Annotated in this window: 16 protein-coding genes, 2 tRNA genes and 3 rRNA genes; 10 read left to right on the top strand and 11 right to left on the bottom strand. The window is 58.0% G+C overall.

Going from position 1 to position 20,380, the window contains the following annotated elements; translation table 11 throughout:
* Positions 1-2: 2 nt before the first annotated feature.
* The 4 genes from flgA (at position 3) to NUH87_RS24210 (ending at position 2,587) form a co-directional block, all read left to right on the top strand.
* Entirely contained in the window at positions 3-764 is a 762-nt protein-coding gene (flgA, locus tag NUH87_RS24225) for a flagellar basal body P-ring formation chaperone FlgA (RefSeq protein WP_338522985.1), read from the top strand.
* A gap of 150 nt (positions 765-914) precedes the next feature.
* On the top strand, positions 915-1,235 hold the full coding sequence (gene flgM, locus NUH87_RS24220; RefSeq protein ID WP_040070090.1) for a flagellar biosynthesis anti-sigma factor FlgM: 321 nt from the start codon (positions 915-917) through the stop codon (positions 1,233-1,235).
* Positions 1,236-1,283: 48 nt separating this feature from the next.
* Entirely contained in the window at positions 1,284-1,751 is a 468-nt protein-coding gene (locus NUH87_RS24215; RefSeq protein ID WP_040070088.1) for a flagella synthesis protein FlgN, read from the top strand.
* Between the two features lie 95 nt (positions 1,752-1,846).
* Positions 1,847-2,587, top strand: a complete 741-nt coding sequence (locus tag NUH87_RS24210; protein WP_040070086.1) for a flagellar brake protein — start codon at positions 1,847-1,849, stop codon at positions 2,585-2,587.
* A gap of 66 nt (positions 2,588-2,653) precedes the next feature.
* Here the strand turns inward: NUH87_RS24210 and NUH87_RS24205 are convergent, their stop codons facing one another.
* The 4 genes from NUH87_RS24205 to NUH87_RS24190 all read right to left on the bottom strand — a co-directional run bounded on the left by NUH87_RS24205 (position 2,654) and on the right by NUH87_RS24190 (position 7,838).
* Positions 2,654-3,997, bottom strand: a complete 1,344-nt coding sequence (locus NUH87_RS24205; protein ID WP_338522984.1) for an MFS transporter — start codon at positions 3,995-3,997, stop codon at positions 2,654-2,656.
* A 72-nt stretch (positions 3,998-4,069) separates the two neighbouring features.
* Positions 4,070-5,311, bottom strand: a complete 1,242-nt coding sequence (locus NUH87_RS24200; RefSeq protein ID WP_338526923.1) for a glutamine synthetase family protein — start codon at positions 5,309-5,311, stop codon at positions 4,070-4,072.
* A gap of 233 nt (positions 5,312-5,544) precedes the next feature.
* Complete coding sequence (locus NUH87_RS24195) at positions 5,545-6,237, bottom strand: HAMP domain-containing sensor histidine kinase (protein WP_338522983.1); 693 nt, start codon at positions 6,235-6,237, stop codon at positions 5,545-5,547.
* On the bottom strand, positions 6,234-7,838 hold the full coding sequence (locus NUH87_RS24190) for a response regulator (RefSeq protein WP_338522982.1): 1,605 nt from the start codon (positions 7,836-7,838) through the stop codon (positions 6,234-6,236). Before NUH87_RS24190 ends, NUH87_RS24195 begins: the two co-directional genes overlap by 4 nt.
* A 495-nt stretch (positions 7,839-8,333) precedes the next feature.
* Here NUH87_RS24190 and NUH87_RS24185 point away from each other — a divergent pair, with 495 nt between their 5' ends.
* The gene (locus tag NUH87_RS24185; RefSeq protein ID WP_338522981.1) at positions 8,334-8,804 is read left to right on the top strand and encodes a hypothetical protein; all 471 of its coding nucleotides are present in this window, start codon (positions 8,334-8,336) and stop codon (positions 8,802-8,804) included.
* Between the two features lie 111 nt (positions 8,805-8,915).
* Here NUH87_RS24185 and NUH87_RS24180 read toward each other — a convergent pair whose 3' ends face one another.
* Both NUH87_RS24180 and NUH87_RS24175 read right to left on the bottom strand, forming a co-directional pair.
* Complete coding sequence (locus NUH87_RS24180) at positions 8,916-9,338, bottom strand: DUF6691 family protein (protein ID WP_338522980.1); 423 nt, start codon at positions 9,336-9,338, stop codon at positions 8,916-8,918.
* On the bottom strand, positions 9,335-9,775 hold the full coding sequence (locus NUH87_RS24175; RefSeq protein ID WP_338522979.1) for a YeeE/YedE family protein: 441 nt from the start codon (positions 9,773-9,775) through the stop codon (positions 9,335-9,337). Before NUH87_RS24175 ends, NUH87_RS24180 begins: the two co-directional genes overlap by 4 nt.
* Before the next feature lie 279 nt (positions 9,776-10,054).
* Here NUH87_RS24175 and pstS point away from each other — a divergent pair, with 279 nt between their 5' ends.
* From pstS to NUH87_RS24150, 5 genes are all read left to right on the top strand, one after another.
* Positions 10,055-11,071, top strand: a complete 1,017-nt coding sequence (gene pstS, locus NUH87_RS24170) for a phosphate ABC transporter substrate-binding protein PstS (protein ID WP_338522978.1) — start codon at positions 10,055-10,057, stop codon at positions 11,069-11,071.
* 103 nt (positions 11,072-11,174) lie between these two features.
* Positions 11,175-12,143 carry a phosphate ABC transporter permease subunit PstC gene (gene pstC / locus NUH87_RS24165; protein ID WP_167337450.1) on the top strand — a complete coding sequence of 323 codons (969 nt, stop codon included), beginning with the start codon at positions 11,175-11,177 and terminating at the stop codon, positions 12,141-12,143.
* Positions 12,140-13,012 carry a phosphate ABC transporter permease PstA gene (pstA, locus tag NUH87_RS24160; protein ID WP_040070067.1) on the top strand — a complete coding sequence of 291 codons (873 nt, stop codon included), beginning with the start codon at positions 12,140-12,142 and terminating at the stop codon, positions 13,010-13,012. The genes pstC and pstA overlap by 4 nt, the downstream gene beginning before the upstream one ends.
* The gene (gene pstB / locus NUH87_RS24155) at positions 13,012-13,791 is read left to right on the top strand and encodes a phosphate ABC transporter ATP-binding protein PstB (protein ID WP_338522977.1); all 780 of its coding nucleotides are present in this window, start codon (positions 13,012-13,014) and stop codon (positions 13,789-13,791) included. Before pstA ends, pstB begins: the two co-directional genes overlap by 1 nt.
* A gap of 171 nt (positions 13,792-13,962) precedes the next feature.
* Complete coding sequence (locus NUH87_RS24150) at positions 13,963-14,727, top strand: SDR family oxidoreductase (RefSeq protein ID WP_338522976.1); 765 nt, start codon at positions 13,963-13,965, stop codon at positions 14,725-14,727.
* Positions 14,728-14,839: 112 nt separating this feature from the next.
* Here the strand turns inward: NUH87_RS24150 and rrf are convergent.
* From rrf to NUH87_RS24125, 5 genes are all read right to left on the bottom strand, one after another.
* Positions 14,840-14,955 (bottom strand): 5S ribosomal RNA (rrf, locus tag NUH87_RS24145).
* Positions 14,956-15,113: 158 nt separating this feature from the next.
* Positions 15,114-18,004, bottom strand: a 23S ribosomal RNA gene (locus NUH87_RS24140).
* Positions 18,005-18,254: 250 nt separating this feature from the next.
* A tRNA-Ala gene (locus tag NUH87_RS24135) sits at positions 18,255-18,330 on the bottom strand.
* Positions 18,331-18,358: 28 nt separating this feature from the next.
* Positions 18,359-18,435: transfer RNA gene (locus NUH87_RS24130), tRNA-Ile, on the bottom strand.
* A 123-nt stretch (positions 18,436-18,558) separates the two neighbouring features.
* Positions 18,559-20,095: ribosomal RNA gene (locus tag NUH87_RS24125) — 16S ribosomal RNA — on the bottom strand.
* Together the 16S, 23S and 5S rRNA genes with 2 tRNA genes alongside form the textbook arrangement of a ribosomal RNA operon.
* Between the last annotated feature and the right edge of the window lie 285 nt (positions 20,096-20,380).

Genomic DNA, 20,380 nt, shown 5'->3' with positions numbered 1-20,380 from the left:
TTATGAAAGCACAAACGACATTTTTTCGACGCCTGACCTCACAGTACCGCAGATTGCTCTGGGTCTTGGCGGCTTTATGCTGTCTGAACCCCGGCGGCCCTGCCCTTGCTGAGTCGGCGACCCTGCCTGATCAGCTTATCGGCGTGACCCAAGGCTTTCTTGAGTTCACCGTAGAAGACTATCTGGCTACCAGTCAAACCGAAGGGCGCTACGAAATCCAGGTCAACCAGCTCGATCCCCGTTTGCGCATGGCCGCCTGTGACAAGGAATTGACAGCCACCCTGGAAAGCCCGGCCACCCCCATTGGCCGCGTCACGGTCAAGGTTCGCTGTGAAGGCAGCTCGCCCTGGACCGTGTTCGTACCGGCCCAGGTCAAGCTGTTCCGCAATGTGGTGGTCACCACACGCCCCCTCAAGCGCGCCGGCATCATCGAACCCGGTGACGTCACCCTGCGTGAGCGCGACATCAGCCTGAACAACCAGGGCTTCCTGACGTCCACGGACGAAGCCATCGGACAGAAACTTGTCCGACCAATGGTCATGGACCAGGTCGTCACCCTGGTCCATCTGGAACAGGCCGAGGTGGTCCGCAAGGGTGATCAGGTGGTCATCAGCGCGACGAGCGGTGGCCTGGTGGTCAAGATGCCGGGTGAAGCCCTGTCCAACGGCGGCCTGAACGAGCAGATCAGGATCAAGAACCTGAATTCCCAACGCGTGATCAAGGCCCGGGTGACCGCGCCGGGACAAGTGGAGGTCGCCTTGTAGGGAACTGGCGCTAAGCGAAAGCTTTTCCTAAACTGTGCTCCAGACAGCGACACCGCCATCACGTGGGGCTCATTCTCATATGAGCCTAAAGTTTTACCGGGTATGGCCGAAAACAAGGCAAGCGTCCAAATACCCAGAGGTTTTTTCATCATGGTCATCGATTTCAGTCGTTTGAATAACGCCCCGTCACTGACAGGCAGTACGCGCACCAGCGCCAGCAAGGAAGCCGACAGTTCCGGCAAATCCGCGTCCGTGAACACGCAGGCGGCAGCGGTCAGCCAAAGCGGGGAATCGGTACACCTCAGTAATGAGGCTCAGCAGTTGCAACAAGTCACTGACAAGCTGCGCAATCAACCTGTTGTCAACAGCGCCCGTGTGGCCGAGTTGAAGCAGGCGATTGCCGATGGCAGCTACAAGGTCGACAGCAACCGCGTAGCCAGCAAATTGCTCAACTTCGAAGCCCAGCGCTAGGCTCCGGCCTGCGTCAGGCTTTTGGACGCTTAAAAACCAAGGCCAGCCATGCACGACAACACGCTACTGCAACTGATCACCGACGATTTTGCTCCCGCTCAAGACCTGCTTGAGTTGCTGCGCGCCGAATCCCTGGCGCTCCATGGTCGCAATATGTTGGAGCTGGAAGATATTCTGGCTCGCAAGCAAGCGCTGATCATTCTGCTGGAACAGCATGGCCGCAAACGCAGCCAGGTACTCGCCGGCCTCAATTTGCCCACCAACCGCGCCGGCCTGGAACAGCTCGCCGCGCAGTCCGGTATCGGCGAACAATTGCTGAGCCAGAGCGATGTGCTGACCCAATTGCTGGCCGAATGCCAAGCCGCCAACGAGCTCAACGGTCGTAATATCCAGGTTCAACAAGCGACAACCGCAAACCAGTTGAAGATCCTGACCGGCGGTGAAACACCTGCCCTCTATGATGCGCGCGGCTCGACAGCGAAGTCTGTGAAGCCACGCCCACTCAGTCAGGCTTGAATCGGGCCTTGCGCGTGCTCTACCAAGGCGTGCAACATGCTGGCAAAATGCTAGCCTGTGCGTGCAGTCGTATTTTGTCTGGAGATTGATGAACCGTGTCCAATGCCCCAAGCGCGGATGATGCTCCGCAGCCACCCAAGGTGCTTAGCACGCCCCTGGAAATTTCCGCCAACTTGCGGATGCTGCAGGAAAGTCATGACCCGCTGATCATCACCTTTCATGAGCGCAGCCAACGCTTCCAGAGCTTTGTGATCGATGTCGACCGCGAAGCCGGCACCCTGGCCCTGGACGAAATGATCCCTCGCGACGGAGAGCGCTTCCTCTCCGCCGGCGAACCCTTCCGGATCGAAGGCTTCCATGAAGGCGTGCGCATCGCCTGGGAACAACCGCAACCCATGACCATCGACGAGACCAACGGTTGCTACCGTGGCTCGATGCCCGATGAAGTGGTCTATCACCAACGTCGCAATGCCTTCCGCGCCGCCCTGAAGCTGACTGCACTGGTCAATGTCGAACTGGGCGGCGAGAAGCTCAAGACACCGGTGAACGGCAAGTTGCTGGACATTTCCGCCACCGGCTGCAAGCTGCGTTTCGACGGTGATATTTCCGACCGCCTGCAACTGGGCCAGGTCTACGAGCGCTTCATTGCCGCCCTGCCCTATGGCCCCATGACCGCCCCCGTGGAACTGCGTCACCTGCACTTCGAGGAAAGGATCAACACCACCTTCGCCGGCGTGCGCTTCCACAACATGAGCGGCCTGGTCCAACGCCAGGTCGAGCGCTTCGTCTATCAGTTGCAGCGTGAAGCGCGGCGCTTCGACAAAGACGACTTCTGACCCGGCAGCCGCCAGGAAAAACGGGCCACCCTCATCAGGTGGCCCGTTTTTTTTATGCTCGCCGCCTCAGTTGCTCGACTTGTGCGCCGGCTCCGGGTCCGACTCGTCCACCTCGGATACCGCCTCGACCTCGTGCTGTGCGCGCGCGACACCGTCGCACATCTGGTCGAGCACGATCTGCTCATCGACCCGCGGGTCAAGCGCGGCACCCAGCGGCGACATGGCTTCCGGCACGACCACCTGCTGCTGCAGCGGCGCATCCTCGACTTGATGCAGGTGGGTCACCGCCTGCGGCCGGATCCGCCAGACCAGCATCAAGGCGAAGAAACTGAAAAACGCGTAGAGCATCTGGCTGCCGAACAGCTTCATCAGCACACCGGCCACCAGGGGCCCGATGCTTGCGCCGATGCCATAGGTCATCAGCAGCATGGCCGTCAGCGAAACGCGCCGATCGCCCTCGATATGGTCGTTGGAAAACGCCACCGCCAGTGGATACAGGCAGAACTGCAGCAAGGACACCACAAAGCCCGCGACGAACAGTACCTCCAGCGGCGCATGGGACAGGATCGCCAACGGCAAGGAGGCCAGCGCCAGCAGAAAGGCGATGCTGCGAATCAGCACCGCCCGGTCATAGCGATCCGACAGCCAGCCCAGCGGCCACTGCACCAGGAAGCCGGCGAAAATGCAGCAGCCCATGAACAGGCCCACCTGCTCGGTGGAAAGCCCTTGTTGGGACGCATACAACGGTGCCAGACCGTAAAAGGAGCCGACGATGATCCCGCCGCCGAGGACGGTGGTCAGCGACTGCGGCACCCGTTCCATGAAGAAGCGCGGCTCCAGCGGCGCCGGATGCAGGGGCGCCGGGTGGATCCGCCGGGTCATGGCCACGGGCACCAGGCACAGGGCAAAGCACATCGCCACCGCCATCAGCAGTTCCAGGCCCAGGGCCGGGTGCAGGACCAGGATCATCTGCCCGAGGATCAGCCCCAGGTAAGAGGCAATCATGTAGCCACTGAAGACCACGCCGCGCTGATTGGCTTGCGCCTGCTCATTGAGCCAGCTCTCGATGACCATGTACTGGCACATCATCCCCAGGCCCACGATCATCCGCAGCAACAGCCAGGCCGGCAGCCAGTCGATCAGGCCATGGCCGAGCACCGCCGCCCCGACAAACCCGGCGCAGGTGGCATAGGCGCGAATATGGCCGACCCGGGCAATCAGCCGGTGGCCGAGCTTGCCGCCCAGCACCAGGCCGAAGTAGTTGGCGGCCATCAAGGCCCCCACCCACAGGCCGTCGACATGCTCGGACGCCAGGCGCAGGGCCAGGTAGGTACTCAGGAGGCCCGAGCCGATCAACATCATCAGCGAGGCGAAATACAACGCTCGAAAGGGTTTCCAGATTTGGCGCATCGGCGTTCCGAGCGGCTCCTTGAGTGAGGTATCGGGCTATCCGACAAGATAGCCCGAACGGGACGGCTACAGCTATGCCTGGGCGCCCAGAACACGACGCTCCCAGGGAGTAATTTCATCCAGGAAACTGGTCAGCTCCATGCTCTTCGAAGCGATGTAGCCTTCGATGAACAGGTTGCCGAACAGTTCCCTGGCCAACGAACTACACTTCAGACGCTCGAGCGCGGCGTGCAAGGTACATGGCAACGACAAAGCCTCCGGGACTTCGAACTCGCCCTGGACCGCCGGCGTCGGTTCCAGCTCATGCTCGATCCCATGCAGGCCCGCCGCCAGGCTCGCGGCAATGGCCAGATAGGGGTTGGCATCAGCGCCCGGCAAGCGGTTCTCCACCCGCCGCGCCACCGGCGAACTGGCCGGAATGCGCAAGCCGGCCGCGCGGTTGTCGTGGGACCAGCAGGCATTGTTCGGCGAGGCGAAGGGGTGGCACAGCCGTTGGTAGGAATTCACGTTCGGCGCGAACAGCGCCGTGAAGTCCGCCAGGCAGGCCTGCTGTCCACCGATGAAATGCCGGAACATCGCCGTCGGCTCGCCATTGGCATCGCTGAACACATTGCGCCCACCCTCGGTGCGCACCACGCTCTGGTGAATATGCATCGAACTGCCGGGGGTGTTGGCCAGCGGCTTGGCCATGCACACCACGGTCAGGCCGTGCTTGAGGGCGACTTCCTTGAGCAGGTGCTTGAACAGGAAGGTCTGGTCGGCCAGCAGCAGCGGATCGCCATGCAGCAGGTTGATCTCGAACTGGCTGACACCCATCTCGTGCATGAAGGTATCCCGGGGCAGACCCAGGGCCGCCATGCACTCATAGACTTCGCTGAAGAACGGGCGCAGGCCGTTGTTGGAACTGATGCTGAACGCCGAATGGCCATCCTCGCGACGACCGTCCAGGCCCACGGGTGGCAGGAAAGCCTGGGTCGGGTCGGGATTGGGGGCGAAGACGAAGAACTCCAGCTCGGTGGCGACCACCGGGGCCAGGCCTCGGGCCGCATAACGCGCGATCACCGCCTTGAGCTGGCCACGGGTCGACAGACTGGAACTTTCGCCGCTCAGCTCATCCGCATCGCAGATGGCCAGGGCACGCGGTTGCCGGCTCCAGGGCAGGCGATGAGTCTGCCGGGGGTCGGCGGTGAGCGCCAGGTCGCCGTCGTCACTGCCGTAGAAACGTGCCGGCGGGTAACCGCCCATGATGCATTGCAGCAAGACCCCACGGGCCATCTGCAGGCGCCGCCCTTCGAGAAAGCCCTCGGCGGTCATCACCTTGCCGCGGGGTACGCCATTGAGGTCCGGGGTGACACACTCAATCTCATCAATGCCGGTCAGTCGCTGGGCGAGTGAACGCTGGCCATCGGTCGTCATGACTCAATCCTTGTTATTGTACGGGCCGCGAACGGCGTCCCGTACAAAATACGCATCACCCGTTCAGGATTTCAAGCAGGGAATACAGAAAAGCCTGACAGCCTGATCCATTCGAGGTTGCGTCCCCGGGATCAAGGCAGATAAAGACTGAACAACGCCCCGCCCAAGGTCCCGCCATTGGCGATCTCGATCCGCCCGCGCACGCCGTTGCGCTCGTGCAGCCCGGCAATCCGCGCGGCGAAATACAGCCCCAGGCCGGTGCTGCCGGTGGTCGGATTGATGCCCTGGACATAATCGGCCTGGCGCTCGACCATCTGCTCCGGATAGCCGGGGCCGTCGTCATTGATGCTCAACACCAGCTGCTCGCCCTCTTCACGGACGCTGACCAGCAGCGCATGACAGGCGTAGCCGATGGCATTGGTGACGATATTCCCCACCACCGAACTGATCAATTCCCGATCGAAGAACCCCAGCGGGCTGAAATCGTCCACCTCGCAACTGGCCACGATCCCGCGGCTGCTCAGCAACTCCTGGCGCCCCGCCAGCTGCGCGCCGATGAAGTCGTCCATCTCATGATAATCCGGGCGCAGCGGCAGCTGATTGACGCCCAGTTTGTACAACCCGAGCAATTGCACCAGCATGGTGTTGAGATGTGCGAACTCATACTCGATCACACTGTGCTCGGGCGTTTCACGCTCGACGCCGGGCAAGCGCGCCAGCCACTGGCCATGGGCCTGGGTCAGCATCGCCAGGGAGTTCTTCATGTCATGCACGGTGGAGGCGATCACCGTGGAAAAATCCAGCCCCTCGTGACTGTCACTCATTCGCCAAACGCCCGACTGCGCAATTTCTGATACCTCTCATAACGGGGGTCGCTGTCCGGCATCTTGCCGACCATTTTCAGACAGCCGCGACACTCCTCGAGCACAGCGGCATCGCTGCTCTTCTGGGCAATGACGAGCAAGGCCTGGGCCGCGTTCAGGGCGATACTGATGTTCTTCGGTTGCAACGCCAGGGCGCGACGGAACAGGCCCACGGCTTCGTCCAGGTTGCCGCCCTTGTAGCTGCGCACCCCCTGCACGTTGAGATCGATGGCCGCTTTGCCGCCGCCGAGGATTTCCGGGTCGTCGGTCAGCTTGGCGATGCCTTTCATCACCGTCGGATCGTCACCGTAGATCTCCACGCAGTTCTTGAGCATCGATACCCCGGCATCGGCCTGCCCCAGTTGCTGGAGCTGCTTGGCCACCAGCAGCGCGGCCTCGGCGCTCATGAAGTTCTCCATGCCGTCCAAGCGGGCCATCGCCTGCTCGGTGAGCTTGTCGGCGGTTTCGGCATCGTTGAGCAGCAGGCTGGTGGCCTTCATCAAGCGCGCGCGCACCTGCAAGCCCTGGTCGTTGGCGTTTTCCTTGGCCACCGCGCTCAGGGTCTGGTTGATCTCCAACCGGGTGCGGGTGTCCAGTCCACGCTCGGCGCCCTTGCTGATCAGCGCGTGGGCCAGGCCGAGGTTGCTTTCCGGGTCCTTGAAACGCGATTGCTCGCCCTGAGCCACGGCCTGGCGATAGGCCCTGGAAGCGCTTTCAAAATCTTCGTTGGCCATCGCCAGCTTGCCCAGCAGCGACTGTCGGCGTACCGCCAGGGGCGACAAGCGTACGGCCTCCTCCAGCACGCTCTGCGCGCGCCGGGTATCGCCCTCCACCACCAGCACCTCGGCCAGGCCGTCATAGAGCGCCGGCATCATCGGAAACGCCTTGAGCGCGGTCTCGTAGAGGGCCTTGGCCTGAGCGGTCTGGTTGCGCTTGAACAGCAACTGCCCCATGCGGGCATAGGCCCAGGGCAACGGGCGGTCGGCCAGGATGCCCGAGAGAAAACGCTCCAGGGGCTCGAACTGGTTCAGGTTCCACATCGCGTCGGCGCGATAGCGCAGGCACAGCGGGGCGAAACGGGTGTCCTGCTGGGTCAGGCGAGTACAGGCCGCCAGCACTTCGGCCGGTTTGTCGCGGTCCAGCGCCTGCATGATCGGCTTGAGCAGGTTCTTGCGCTGAACCAGCTTTTCCAGGCGCTGGGCCAGGCTCGCGCGGTTGAACGGCTTGGTCAGGTAGGCATCGGGTTCGTGCTCGAGGGCCGAGAGCACCATGGCCTGGCTGCTTTCGGCGGTGACCATGACAAATACGCTTTCATGGCTGATCAGCTTGTCGGTCATCAGGTCTTCGAGCACCTGCTGGCCGTTCTTCCTGCCGTCGCCCAGATGGTAGTCGTGCAGCACGAAATCGTAGCGCTTCTGCGCGCACATGCGCAGCGCCTGCTCCCCGGTGTCGGCGGTGTCCACTTCCTTGACGCCCAACTCGCGCAGCATGGACCTGACAGAACTACGGAAATCGGAGAAATCGTCGACGATCAGAAAGTTTTTTTGGTGATACGCCAGCATCGAGATTCCTGTCATGGGAAATAAGAAGATGAGCCCGTGGGCAATCACCGGAGCGGGTTCAGCTTCCCTGCCACTTTCGCGCGCAGATAATAACTAAAGGCAATTTGCCATCAAGCAACTTTACAGCATCGTACAAAATGGCAGGTAAAGCCTGACCTTTTGCCCAGCGTAGCGGCAAAAGCTATAGAGGCTCGATCGACAGCTTGAGACACACGATCCCCCCACGGCAGTGGTTTTCCCGGGTTCTCCCAATCAGGGTATCGTCAGGTGCTGCAAAAACCTGAGAGCGGGACAACAGGTGCAAGTATCGAGCGTGGCACCACCCTGGCCTATACTGCCCGCGGCTTCATCCGGTATCCATGGAATCGACTCGTCATATAAGGGAATAATCTTGAGCGCCAGATTGTGTAACACCGGCAACGCAGCGAAAGGTCGCCGTAATGGTTTCACCCACTATCTGGCCGACATCATCACGACAGTCAAAGGACGGTTAGCGTGCTGATCAAAACCGTCTCTGCATGGCTGCTGACTCTGAGTCTGGCCAGCGCCACGCTCTCTGCCTGCGCTGCTTCGGCACTGCCTCCCGAGCAGATCAAGCCAGAGGGCCTGAGCCGCGAGCAAGCCCAGCAAGTACTGGTGGTCGCGCTCAAGCAGCAGCCCTACAAACTGAGCAAGCCCGGTGTCTTTATCGACGGCGACCTGGCCGACGACAACGGCAATCCGCCCCACCCCGGGTATTTCGATTTCAGCCTGGGTTACGACGATCCCAAGGCGGGTGCCACCGAGTATTGGGGACTATTCTCGGTCAGCGTGCTCACCGGTGACGTGTGGGAAATCAACAGTTGCAAGCGCCTGACCGCGCCCGCGCTCAAGCAACTGCAGACGCAGATCATGGCCAGGACCGGCAAGACTCTGAACGACGAAGCAGGACAACGCCAGGGGTTGGGGTGTGAGGATGATAAGTAGGCTATCGGCCTGATCTGCCATGCCAGGCGACGATGATGACTTGATGCAGTGGCCAGGGTCACACCACAAGAACGGCCTCGTTGCATGAGGCCACTGCATCGGGCGACCCGCTCAACGACCCGCCTGGCGTTTTTCCAGCACGGCAAACAGCTGGATACCCGCCAGCATGGTCAGCACGAAGACGATGACCTGCCAATGCCCGGTCAGCAGAATCGTCAGCGCAGGTCCCGGGCAGATACCGGCGATCCCCCATCCCACGCCGAACAGCACGCTGCCACCGATCAACCGTGCATCCAACTCACGCTTGAGCGGTATCTGCATGGGCGCTCCCAGCAGGGACTGCTTGCGCTTGCCGGCCCATCGGAATGGCAAGGCCGCCACGGCCACGGCTCCCACCATGACCAACCCCAGGGAAGGATCCCAGGCCCCTGCCAGGTCAAGAAACCCCAACACCTTGGCCGGGTTGGCCATACCCGCCAGCAGCAGGCCGATACCGAAAATCAGCCCGCCCAGAAAAGCCGTCAGCCTGGTCATAGCGAGGCTCCCGACATATGCCGAAGAACATGGACCGTGGCGAATCCCGCAGCCATGAAGCACAGCGTGGCCACCATGGAACGCGGGGACAGGCGTGAAATACCACACACACCGTGGCCACTGGTGCAACCCGAACCATAACGGGTTCCCAATCCCACCAGCAGGCCCGCCAGCACCAGGCCGGGCAAACCGGTCTCGAAGCGGATCGTCGGCAGCCCATGGAAGACGCCCCACAACAAAGGAGCCAGCAGCAGGCCAAGCAGAAACAGTGCCTTCTCACCCCACCCTTCACTGCCACGCTGAAGCACACTGCCGAGTAATCCGCTGATGCCGGCGATACGGCCATTGGCGAGCACGAAGAGCCCGGCCGCCAGTCCGATCAGCGCGCCCCCGGCCAGTGCCGACCAAGGCGTAAAGTTCAGCCAGTCGATAGTCATATCGCCTCCTGCGCTTAATAAAGAGATGAGTGTCGAACTGGATCAGTTGTCACAGGAATGGGGGATGCTGGCGACGCACGTCAGTGACTGATGGCTTCACCAGAGCGCTTCCTATTTTCCGATGCCCAGGACCGCCAACACAAATGAATGAATTTTCATGTCGAAATATTACTAAAAATCCCCTCACAGTCATCAGACAGAAATATTTCAGGAATTAAATCGTAACGTCTCTTTATAGGTGGATCACTCCACTTAACCCTTCCATGAGGTGTTGTCGTGATGTTGCTGACTAAAAAAGGCCTGTCTGTCCTGCTGGCTTCCCTCTGCCTGAGCGGCGTTGCCCATGCCACCGACGTGACCGGTGCAGGTTCCAGCTTTGTCTATCCGGTTTTGTCCAAGTGGTCGCAGGACTACGGCAAAAGCTCCAGCAACCGTATCAATTACCAGTCGATCGGATCGGGTGGCGGCATTGCCCAGATCAAGTCGGCCACCGTGGATTTTGGTGCCTCCGACGCCCCGTTGTCGGCTGATGAGCTGAAAACCGGTGGCCTGGGTCAATTTCCCAGTGTCATCGGCGGCATCGTGCCAGTGTTGAACGTCGAGGGGATCGCGGCGGGCCAATTGAAGCTCGACGGCGAGACCCTGGCAAAAATCTTCCTCGGGGAGATCACTGTCTGGAACGACCCGGCTATCGCCGCACTGAACCCCGGCACAAAACTGCCTGACGGTAAAATCACCGTCGTTCACCGTTCGGACGGCTCGGGCACCTCTTATAACTTCACCAACTACCTCTCCAAAGTGAGTGATGGCTGGAAATCCAAAATCGGTTTCGGCACCGCGGTGCCTTGGCCGGTCGGTGTAGGCGGCAAAGGCAACGAAGGCGTCTCCGCCTACGTCAAGCAGATCAAGAACTCCATTGGTTATGTCGAATACGCCTACGCCCTGCAAAACAAGATGACGCACGCGCAGTTGAAGAATGCCGCCGGCAAGTTCATTCAGCCGAACGCCAAGGCGTTCCAGGCCGCTGCCGACACCGCCGACTGGGCAAGCGCCAAGGACTTCAACCTGATCATGACCAACGCCCCGGGCGATGGCGCATGGCCGATCACCGCGACTACCTGGATCATCATGTACAAGCAGCCGAAGAACGCCGAGCAAAGCCAGGCAGCCTTCAACTTCTTCAAATGGTCGCTGGAAAATGGCCAGCAACAGGCTTCGGCACTGGACTATGTCGCTTTGCCCGACTCCCTCGTCCAGCGGATCGAAGGCTATTGGAAGTCTGACTTCGCCCATTGATCCGGCAATAGCCAAAACACCCCTTCCTCGGGCCGTTCTTGCCGAGTGAAGGGGTTTGTTCGTGAGCAGACTTTTGATGAACGATATAGTCCAACCTCCGGCCATGACCCTTTACAGCAGTGAAGTGACGAGCGATGCGCGTGCGACTCGCGATCATCGTCATGATCTCTGGTTCAGGCGTTCGATGATGGGCGCAGCGATGCTGGTGCTGCTGCTACTGGCGAGCATCGCCGCGTCGACACTTTGGGGTGGCAGCCTTGCGCTCAAGACCTTTGGTCTCGGCTTTCTTACCAGCACCGAGTGGGATGCGGTCAATAACCACTTTGGTGCTCTGGTGCCGATTTACGGCACCCTGGTGACGTCTTTTCTGGCGTTGCTGATTGCGGTTCCCGTCAGTTTTGGCATTGCGATTTTTCTCACCGAGGTTGCACCGCCCTGGCTGCGGATGCCCGTCGCCTCGGCGATTGAATTGCTCGCGGGGATCCCATCGATTATCTACGGCATGTGGGGCCTGTTCATTTTCGGCCCGTTCATGGCCGAACATCTGTCTCCCTGGATCAACGATTACCTGGGCGCGCTTCCCTTGGTCGGCTCGCTCTTTCAAGGCCCACCCTTGGGAATCGGCATGCTGACCGCCGGCATCGTCCTGGCAATCATGATCATGCCTTTCATCACCTCGGTCATGCAGGAGGTGTTTCGTAGCGTTCCCACCCCGCTCAAGGAGTCAGCCTACGCCTTGGGGGGCACCACCTGGGAAGTGGTCTGGGACATCGTCCTGCCTTACACCCGCTCCGCGGTGGTCGGCGGTATTTTCCTCGGGCTGGGACGGGCATTGGGCGAGACCATGGCGGTGACCTTCGTGCTGGGCAATGCCCAACAGTTCTCGGCCTCATTGCTGATGCCCAGCAGCTCCATCGCCTCGGTGATCGCCAACGAGTTCAGCGAAGCCTATACCGACCTGCATCGTTCCGCGCTGATCGCGCTGGGCTTCTTGCTGTTTATCGTCACCTTTATCGTATTGGCACTGGCGCGACTCCTGCTGATGCGGCTTTCACGCAAGGAGGGTGTATGACGAGCAATGAACGTCTCTACCAGATCCGCGCCTTCAAGAATCGGCTGGCCATGGTGCTCAGTTGCGGCGCCACGGCCTTCGGCCTCATCTGGCTGGTGTGGATACTGGTGACCACGGTCATCAACGGCTTCCAGGCACTCAACCTCAGCCTCTTCACCCAGATGACACCGCCGCCGGGGACGGAAGGCGGCCTGGCCAATGCGCTCTATGGCAGCGCCCTGATGTCGGCCATCGCCCTGTTGATCGGCACGCCGATCGGCTTGATGGCGGGCATCTGGCTGGCGGAGTTCGCACGACACTCGCGCCTGGGCAACACCGTTCGTTTTATCAACGACATCCTGCTGTCGGCCCCGTCGATTGTGCTGGGTTTGTTCATCTACACCGCGGTGATCCTGCCGTTGAACCTGCTGACGAATCACCAGGCCGGCTTCTCTGCCATCGCCGGTGCCCTGGCCCTGGCGCTCCTAGTGATTCCGGTGGTGGTCAGGACCACCGACGAAATGCTTCAGCTGCAACCCACCACCCTGCGGGAAGCCGCGCTGGCATTAGGCGTCCCGCAGTGGAAACTGACCCTGCAGATCGTCCTGCGAGCGGCGAAAGCCGGCGTGCTGACCGGAATACTGCTGGCGCTGGCGAGAATCACCGGTGAAACAGCGCCACTGCTGTTTACCGCGTTCGGCAACCAGTTCTGGAGCAGCAACCTGCTCAAGCCGATTGCCAGCGTGCCCGTGGTCATTTTCCAGTACGCCATGAGCCCGTTCGAAGACTGGCACTCCCTGGCCTGGGCAGGCGCATTGGTACTGACCCTGTTTGTACTGATACTCAGCCTTCTGTCCCGTTTGATCCTTTTGCGCAATAGGTTGACTTGATGAATAGCCGTGACCTTGGCAACGAAAAAACCAAAATTCGCGTTCGTGGCCTGGAGTTTTTTTACAACAACCAACGCTCTCTGAAGTCCATCGACATGGATATTCCAGAGAAACGCATCACCGCAATCATTGGGCCTTCAGGTTGCGGCAAGTCGACGCTGTTACGGGTATTCAACCGGATCTACTCCATGTACCCGAAGCAGGAAGCGCGCGGCGAGGTGCTGCTCGACGGAGAGAATATCCTCGCCCCGGGCTACTCGATGAATCGCCTGCGCAGCCATGTCGGCATGGTCTTCCAGAAACCCGTACCCTTTCCGATGTCGATCTACGACAACGTGGCCTACGCCGTACGCCACCATGAGCAGCTCTCCCGGCATGAGATGGACGCCCGTGTCGAGCAGGCCCTGAGTGGCGCGGCGCTTTGGGACGAGGTCAAGGATAAGCTCAAGCAAAGCGCACAGGGTCTCTCAGGCGGTCAACAGCAACGCCTGTGTATCGCACGGACCATTGCCTTGCGGCCCCAAGTCTTGCTCCTGGACGAGCCGACTTCCGCGCTTGACCCGATTTCCACCGGGCGCATCGAGCAGTTGATCACTGAGCTGAAAGAGCAGTACACCATCATCATCGTGACCCACAACATGCAGCAGGCGGCACGGGTGTCGGACTACACGGCCTTCATGTTCATGGGTGAATTGATCGAGCATGATATGAGCGACACCATCTTCACCAATCCCAAGAAGAAGCAAACCGAAGACTACGTCACCGGCCGCTTTGGATAATCCACCCGCTAATAAAAAGACCACCTGCACAGGTGGTCTTTTTTTGCCCGGGATTTGCCAACGGTGCCGTGTCTCTCGATTTCGCCTGAATTCAATGCCAAGAAACAGAGTTCCTGCGCCTCGAGAGGCGAGCAGACTGCCGACTGATCAATTTGAACATCGGGAAGAAACATGAATACGCTTGCAAACAAAGTCGCCATCGTCACCGGTGCCAGTTCAGGGATTGGACGCGCGACCGCGCTACTCTTCGCTCGTGAGGGCGCAGCAGTGGTCGTTGCCGCTCGCCGCAAGGCTGAGTTGGAGGACCTTGTGAGGGAAATCACTGGAAATGGCGGAACGGCCACATACGTCGCAGGCGACGTCAGAGAGGAGGCCTATGCACGGACTCTCGTTCAGACGGCCGTTGACCATTTCGGTGGATTGGACATCGCGTTCAACAACGCGGGGACACTCGGCGAAATGGGCCCTACGCCGGGAATCTCGGCGACGGGTTGGGGCGAGACCCTTGATACCAACCTCACCAGCGCGTTCCTTGGTGCAAAGTATCAAATCCCCGCGATGCTGCTTCGTGGCTCCGGAAGCCTCATCTTCACTTCGACTTTTGTTGGCTACACCGTCGGTTTCCCCGGCGTCGCCGCCTACGCCGCCAGCAAGGCAGGGGTGATCGGGTTGACACAATCACTCGCCGCAGAGTTCGGACCGAAGGCCATTCGCGTCAATGCAATCCTTCCTGGCGGAGTAGACACGCCCATGGGGCGCACAATGAGTGCGTCGCCCGAAGCAATGGCCCATGTGGCAGGACTACACGCTCTCAAACGCATCGCTACACCGGAGGAACTTGCGCAGTCCGTCCTGCACCTGGCGTCCGACGCCTCGTCATTCATGACCGGCGCAGCGCTGCTGGTTGACGGAGGCGTGTCGATCAATCGCACCTGATGTTGCTGGGGCGAGGGTCCGGGCCTGCCTTGAGGTCAGAGGTGTCTGGACTTTCGCCAGCGCAAAAACAAAACCCCTACCTGCATGCGCAGATAGGGGTTTCGGAATTTAATCTTGACGATGACCTACTCTCACATGGGGAAACCCCACACTACCATCGGCGATGCATCGTTTCACTGCTGAGTTCGGGATGGGATCAGGTGGTTCCAATGCTCTATGGTCGTCAAGAAATTCGGTAGCCAGGTCGTTTTCTCTTACGAGATCACGCTCCAGCGAATGGGTATGTGACAGCTTGGTGTTTTGTGAGCTACAAACTTTCGGTTCGTTTCGTCTTCACACACCGCAATCTGGTGATCTTTCGAGTCAGCAAATTGCTTGGGTGTTATATGGTCAAGCCTCACGGGCAATTAGTATTGGTTAGCTCAACGCCTCACAGCGCTTACACACCCAACCTATCAACGTCGTAGTCTTCGACGGCCCTTCAGGGAACTCAAGGTTCCAGTGAGATCTCATCTTGAGGCAAGTTTCCCGCTTAGATGCTTTCAGCGGTTATCTTTTCCGAACATAGCTACCCGGCAATGCCACTGGCGTGACAACCGGAACACCAGAGGTTCGTCCACTCCGGTCCTCTCGTACTAGGAGCAGCCCCTCTCAAATCTCAAACGTCCACGGCAGATAGGGACCGAACTGTCTCACGACGTTCTAAACCCAGCTCGCGTACCACTTTAAATGGCGAACAGCCATACCCTTGGGACCGGCTTCAGCCCCAGGATGTGATGAGCCGACATCGAGGTGCCAAACACCGCCGTCGATATGAACTCTTGGGCGGTATCAGCCTGTTATCCCCGGAGTACCTTTTATCCGTTGAGCGATGGCCCTTCCATACAGAACCACCGGATCACTAAGACCTACTTTCGTACCTGCTCGACGTGTCTGTCTCGCAGTCAAGCGCGCTTTTGCCTTTATACTCTACGACCGATTTCCGACCGGTCTGAGCGCACCTTCGTACTCCTCCGTTACTCTTTAGGAGGAGACCGCCCCAGTCAAACTACCCACCATACACTGTCCTCGATCCGGATAACGGACCTGAGTTAGAACCTCAAAGTTGCCAGGGTGGTATTTCAAGGATGGCTCCACGCAGACTGGCGTCCACGCTTCAAAGCCTCCCACCTATCCTACACAAGCAAATTCAAAGTCCAGTGCAAAGCTATAGTAAAGGTTCACGGGGTCTTTCCGTCTAGCCGCGGATACACTGCATCTTCACAGCGATTTCAATTTCACTGAGTCTCGGGTGGAGACAGCGCCGCCATCGTTACGCCATTCGTGCAGGTCGGAACTTACCCGACAAGGAATTTCGCTACCTTAGGACCGTTATAGTTACGGCCGCCGTTTACCGGGGCTTCGATCAAGAGCTTCGCGTTAGCTAACCCCATCAATTAACCTTCCGGCACCGGGCAGGCGTCACACCCTATACGTCCACTTTCGTGTTTGCAGAGTGCTGTGTTTTTAATAAACAGTCGCAGCGGCCTGGTATCTTCGACCGGCATGGGCTTACGGAGCAAGTCCTTAACCCTCACCGGCGCACCTTCTCCCGAAGTTACGGTGCCATTTTGCCTAGTTCCTTCACCCGAGTTCTCTCAAGCGCCTTGGTATTCTCTACCCAACCACCTGTGTCGGTTTGGGGTACGGTTCCTGGTTACCTGAAGCTTAGAAGCTTTTCTTGGAAGCATGGCATCAACCACTTCGCGTCCTAAAGGACACTCGTCATCAGCTCTCGGCCTTAGACTCCCGGATTTACCTAAGAGTCCAGCCTACCACCTTAAACTTGGACAACCAACGCCAAGCTGGCCTAGCCTTCTCCGTCCCTCCATCGCAATAACCAGAAGTACAGGAATATTAACCTGTTTTCCATCGACTACGCTTTTCAGCCTCGCCTTAGGGACCGACTAACCCTGCGTCGATTAACGTTGCGCAGGAAACCTTGGTCTTTCGGCGTGGGTGTTTTTCACACCCATTGTCGTTACTCATGTCAGCATTCGCACTTCTGATACCTCCAGCAAGCTTCTCAACTCACCTTCACAGGCTTACAGAACGCTCCTCTACCGCATCACTTACGTGATACCCGTAGCTTCGGTGCATGGTTTGAGCCCCGTTACATCTTCCGCGCAGGCCGACTCGACTAGTGAGCTATTACGCTTTCTTTAAAGGGTGGCTGCTTCTAAGCCAACCTCCTAGCTGTCTAAGCCTTCCCACATCGTTTCCCACTTAACCATGACTTTGGGACCTTAGCTGACGGTCTGGGTTGTTTCCCTTTTCACGACGGACGTTAGCACCCGCCGTGTGTCTCCCATGCTCGGCACTTGTAGGTATTCGGAGTTTGCATCGGTTTGGTAAGTCGGGATGACCCCCTAGCCGAAACAGTGCTCTACCCCCTACAGTGATACATGAGGCGCTACCTAAATAGCTTTCGAGGAGAACCAGCTATCTCCGAGCTTGATTAGCCTTTCACTCCGATCCACAGGTCATCCGCTAACTTTTCAACGGTAGTCGGTTCGGTCCTCCAGTCAGTGTTACCTAACCTTCAACCTGCCCATGGATAGATCGCCCGGTTTCGGGTCTATACCCAGCGACTAAACGCCCTATTAAGACTCGCTTTCGCTACGCCTCCCCTATTCGGTTAAGCTCGCCACTGAATATAAGTCGCTGACCCATTATACAAAAGGTACGCAGTCACCCAACAAAGTGGGCTCCCACTGCTTGTACGCATACGGTTTCAGGATCTATTTCACTCCCCTCTCCGGGGTTCTTTTCGCCTTTCCCTCACGGTACTAGTTCACTATCGGTCAGTCAGTAGTATTTAGCCTTGGAGGATGGTCCCCCCATATTCAGACAAGGTTTCTCGTGCCCCGTCCTACTCGATTTCATGACTAAGAGATTTTCGCGTACAGGGCTATCACCCACTATGGCCGCACTTTCCAGAGCGTTCCGCTAATCTCAAAGCCACTTAAGGGCTAGTCCCCGTTCGCTCGCCACTACTAAGGGAATCTCGGTTGATTTCTTTTCCTCAGGGTACTTAGATGTTTCAGTTCCCCTGGTTCGCCTCTTACACCTATGTATTCAGTGTAAGATAACCAGCTTATGCTGGCTGGGTTCCCCCATTCAGAGATCTCCGGATCAAAGTCTGTTTGCCGACTCCCCGAAGCTTATCGCAGGCTACCACGTCTTTCATCGCCTCTGACTGCCAAGGCATCCACCGTATGCGCTTCTTCACTTGACCATATAACCCCAAGCAATCTGGTTATACTATGAAGACGACATTCGCCGAAAATTTGCATGCTGCTCAATTAAGAGCCTCACAAATTTTACCTTAGCCTGATCCGTTACCAGTGAAAGTAACGTTCAGTCTATCTTTCTATCACATACCCAAATTTTTAAAGAACGATTCTGAAAAAGATCAGAAATCAACATTCAGCGCCGTTTTAGCGGAATGCTCATTTCTAAGCTTTGACACAAGAAACAGCCGTAAATGGTGGAGCCAAACGGGATCGAACCGTTGACCTCCTGCGTGCAAGGCAGGCGCTCTCCCAGCTGAGCTATGGCCCCGTATTTCTACAGGCTTCCCACACAAAATTGGTGGGTCTGGGCAGATTCGAACTGCCGACCTCACCCTTATCAGGGGTGCGCTCTAACCAACTGAGCTACAGACCCAATTTCGAGCTTGTAACCGTTAGCGTTGAGCTATCAGCCTAGAGCTTAAAGCTGCTTCTATCGTCTTCTTCAATGAATCAAGCAATTCGTGTGGGAACTTATGGAGTAGCTGATGTCGTCGATTAAGGAGGTGATCCAGCCGCAGGTTCCCCTACGGCTACCTTGTTACGACTTCACCCCAGTCATGAATCACACCGTGGTAACCGTCCCCCCGAAGGTTAGACTAGCTACTTCTGGTGCAACCCACTCCCATGGTGTGACGGGCGGTGTGTACAAGGCCCGGGAACGTATTCACCGCGACATTCTGATTCGCGATTACTAGCGATTCCGACTTCACGCAGTCGAGTTGCAGACTGCGATCCGGACTACGATCGGTTTTATGGGATTAGCTCCACCTCGCGGCTTGGCAACCCTTTGTACCGACCATTGTAGCACGTGTGTAGCCCAGGCCGTAAGGGCCATGATGACTTGACGTCATCCCCACCTTCCTCCGGTTTGTCACCGGCAGTCTCCTTAGAGTGCCCACCATTACGTGCTGGTAACTAAGGACAAGGGTTGCGCTCGTTACGGGACTTAACCCAACATCTCACGACACGAGCTGACGACAGCCATGCAGCACCTGTCTCAATGTTCCCGAAGGCACCAATCCATCTCTGGAAAGTTCATTGGATGTCAAGGCCTGGTAAGGTTCTTCGCGTTGCTTCGAATTAAACCACATGCTCCACCGCTTGTGCGGGCCCCCGTCAATTCATTTGAGTTTTAACCTTGCGGCCGTACTCCCCAGGCGGTCAACTTAATGCGTTAGCTGCGCCACTAAAGACTCAAGGTCCCCAACGGCTAGTTGACATCGTTTACGGCGTGGACTACCAGGGTATCTAATCCTGTTTGCTCCCCACGCTTTCGCACCTCAGTGTCAGTATCAGTCCAGGTGGTCGCCTTCGCCACTGGTGTTCCTTCCTATATCTACGCATTTCACCGCTACACAGGAAATTCCACCACCCTCTACCATACTCTAGCTCGCCAGTTTTGGATGCAGTTCCCAGGTTGAGCCCGGGGATTTCACATTCAACTTAACGAACCACCTACGCGCGCTTTACGCCCAGTAATTCCGATTAACGCTTGCACCCTCTGTATTACCGCGGCTGCTGGCACAGAGTTAGCCGGTGCTTATTCTGTCGGTAACGTCAAAACACTAACGTATTAGGTTAATGCCCTTCCTCCCAACTTAAAGTGCTTTACAATCCGAAGACCTTCTTCACACACGCGGCATGGCTGGATCAGGCTTTCGCCCATTGTCCAATATTCCCCACTGCTGCCTCCCGTAGGAGTCTGGACCGTGTCTCAGTTCCAGTGTGACTGATCATCCTCTCAGACCAGTTACGGATCGTCGCCTTGGTGAGCCATTACCTCACCAACTAGCTAATCCGACCTAGGCTCATCTGATAGCGCAAGGCCCGAAGGTCCCCTGCTTTCTCCCGTAGGACGTATGCGGTATTAGCGTTCCTTTCGAAACGTTGTCCCCCACTACCAGGCAGATTCCTAGGCATTACTCACCCGTCCGCCGCTGAATCGAAGAGCAAGCTCTTCTCATCCGCTCGACTTGCATGTGTTAGGCCTGCCGCCAGCGTTCAATCTGAGCCATGATCAAACTCTTCAGTTCAAACATCTTTGGGTTTTGAGAAAACCCTAAACTTGGCTCAGCAATCGTTGGTTACATCTTTGATTTCTCGCGGAGTAACTTGTGATGCTGATAATCTAGTGACTATTCAGTCTGACTCCACAAGCACCCACACGAATTGCTTGATTCAGTTGTTAAAGAGCGGTTGGTTAAGCTGTTCGCTCAACCGAGGCGCGCATTCTACAGCAGCCTCATTTGCTGTCAAGTGATTATTTTCAGAAGCTTTCAAGGTTTCCCGTGTAACTTCAACCACTTGCGCTTCCGATC

Origin of the sequence: Pseudomonas batumici (assembly GCF_036585405.1) — a bacterium.
Classification (GTDB): domain Bacteria; phylum Pseudomonadota; class Gammaproteobacteria; order Pseudomonadales; family Pseudomonadaceae; genus Aquipseudomonas; species Aquipseudomonas batumici.
The sequence above is the reverse complement of the archived record's forward strand: the minus strand, read 5'-3'. Positions and strand labels throughout refer to the sequence as shown.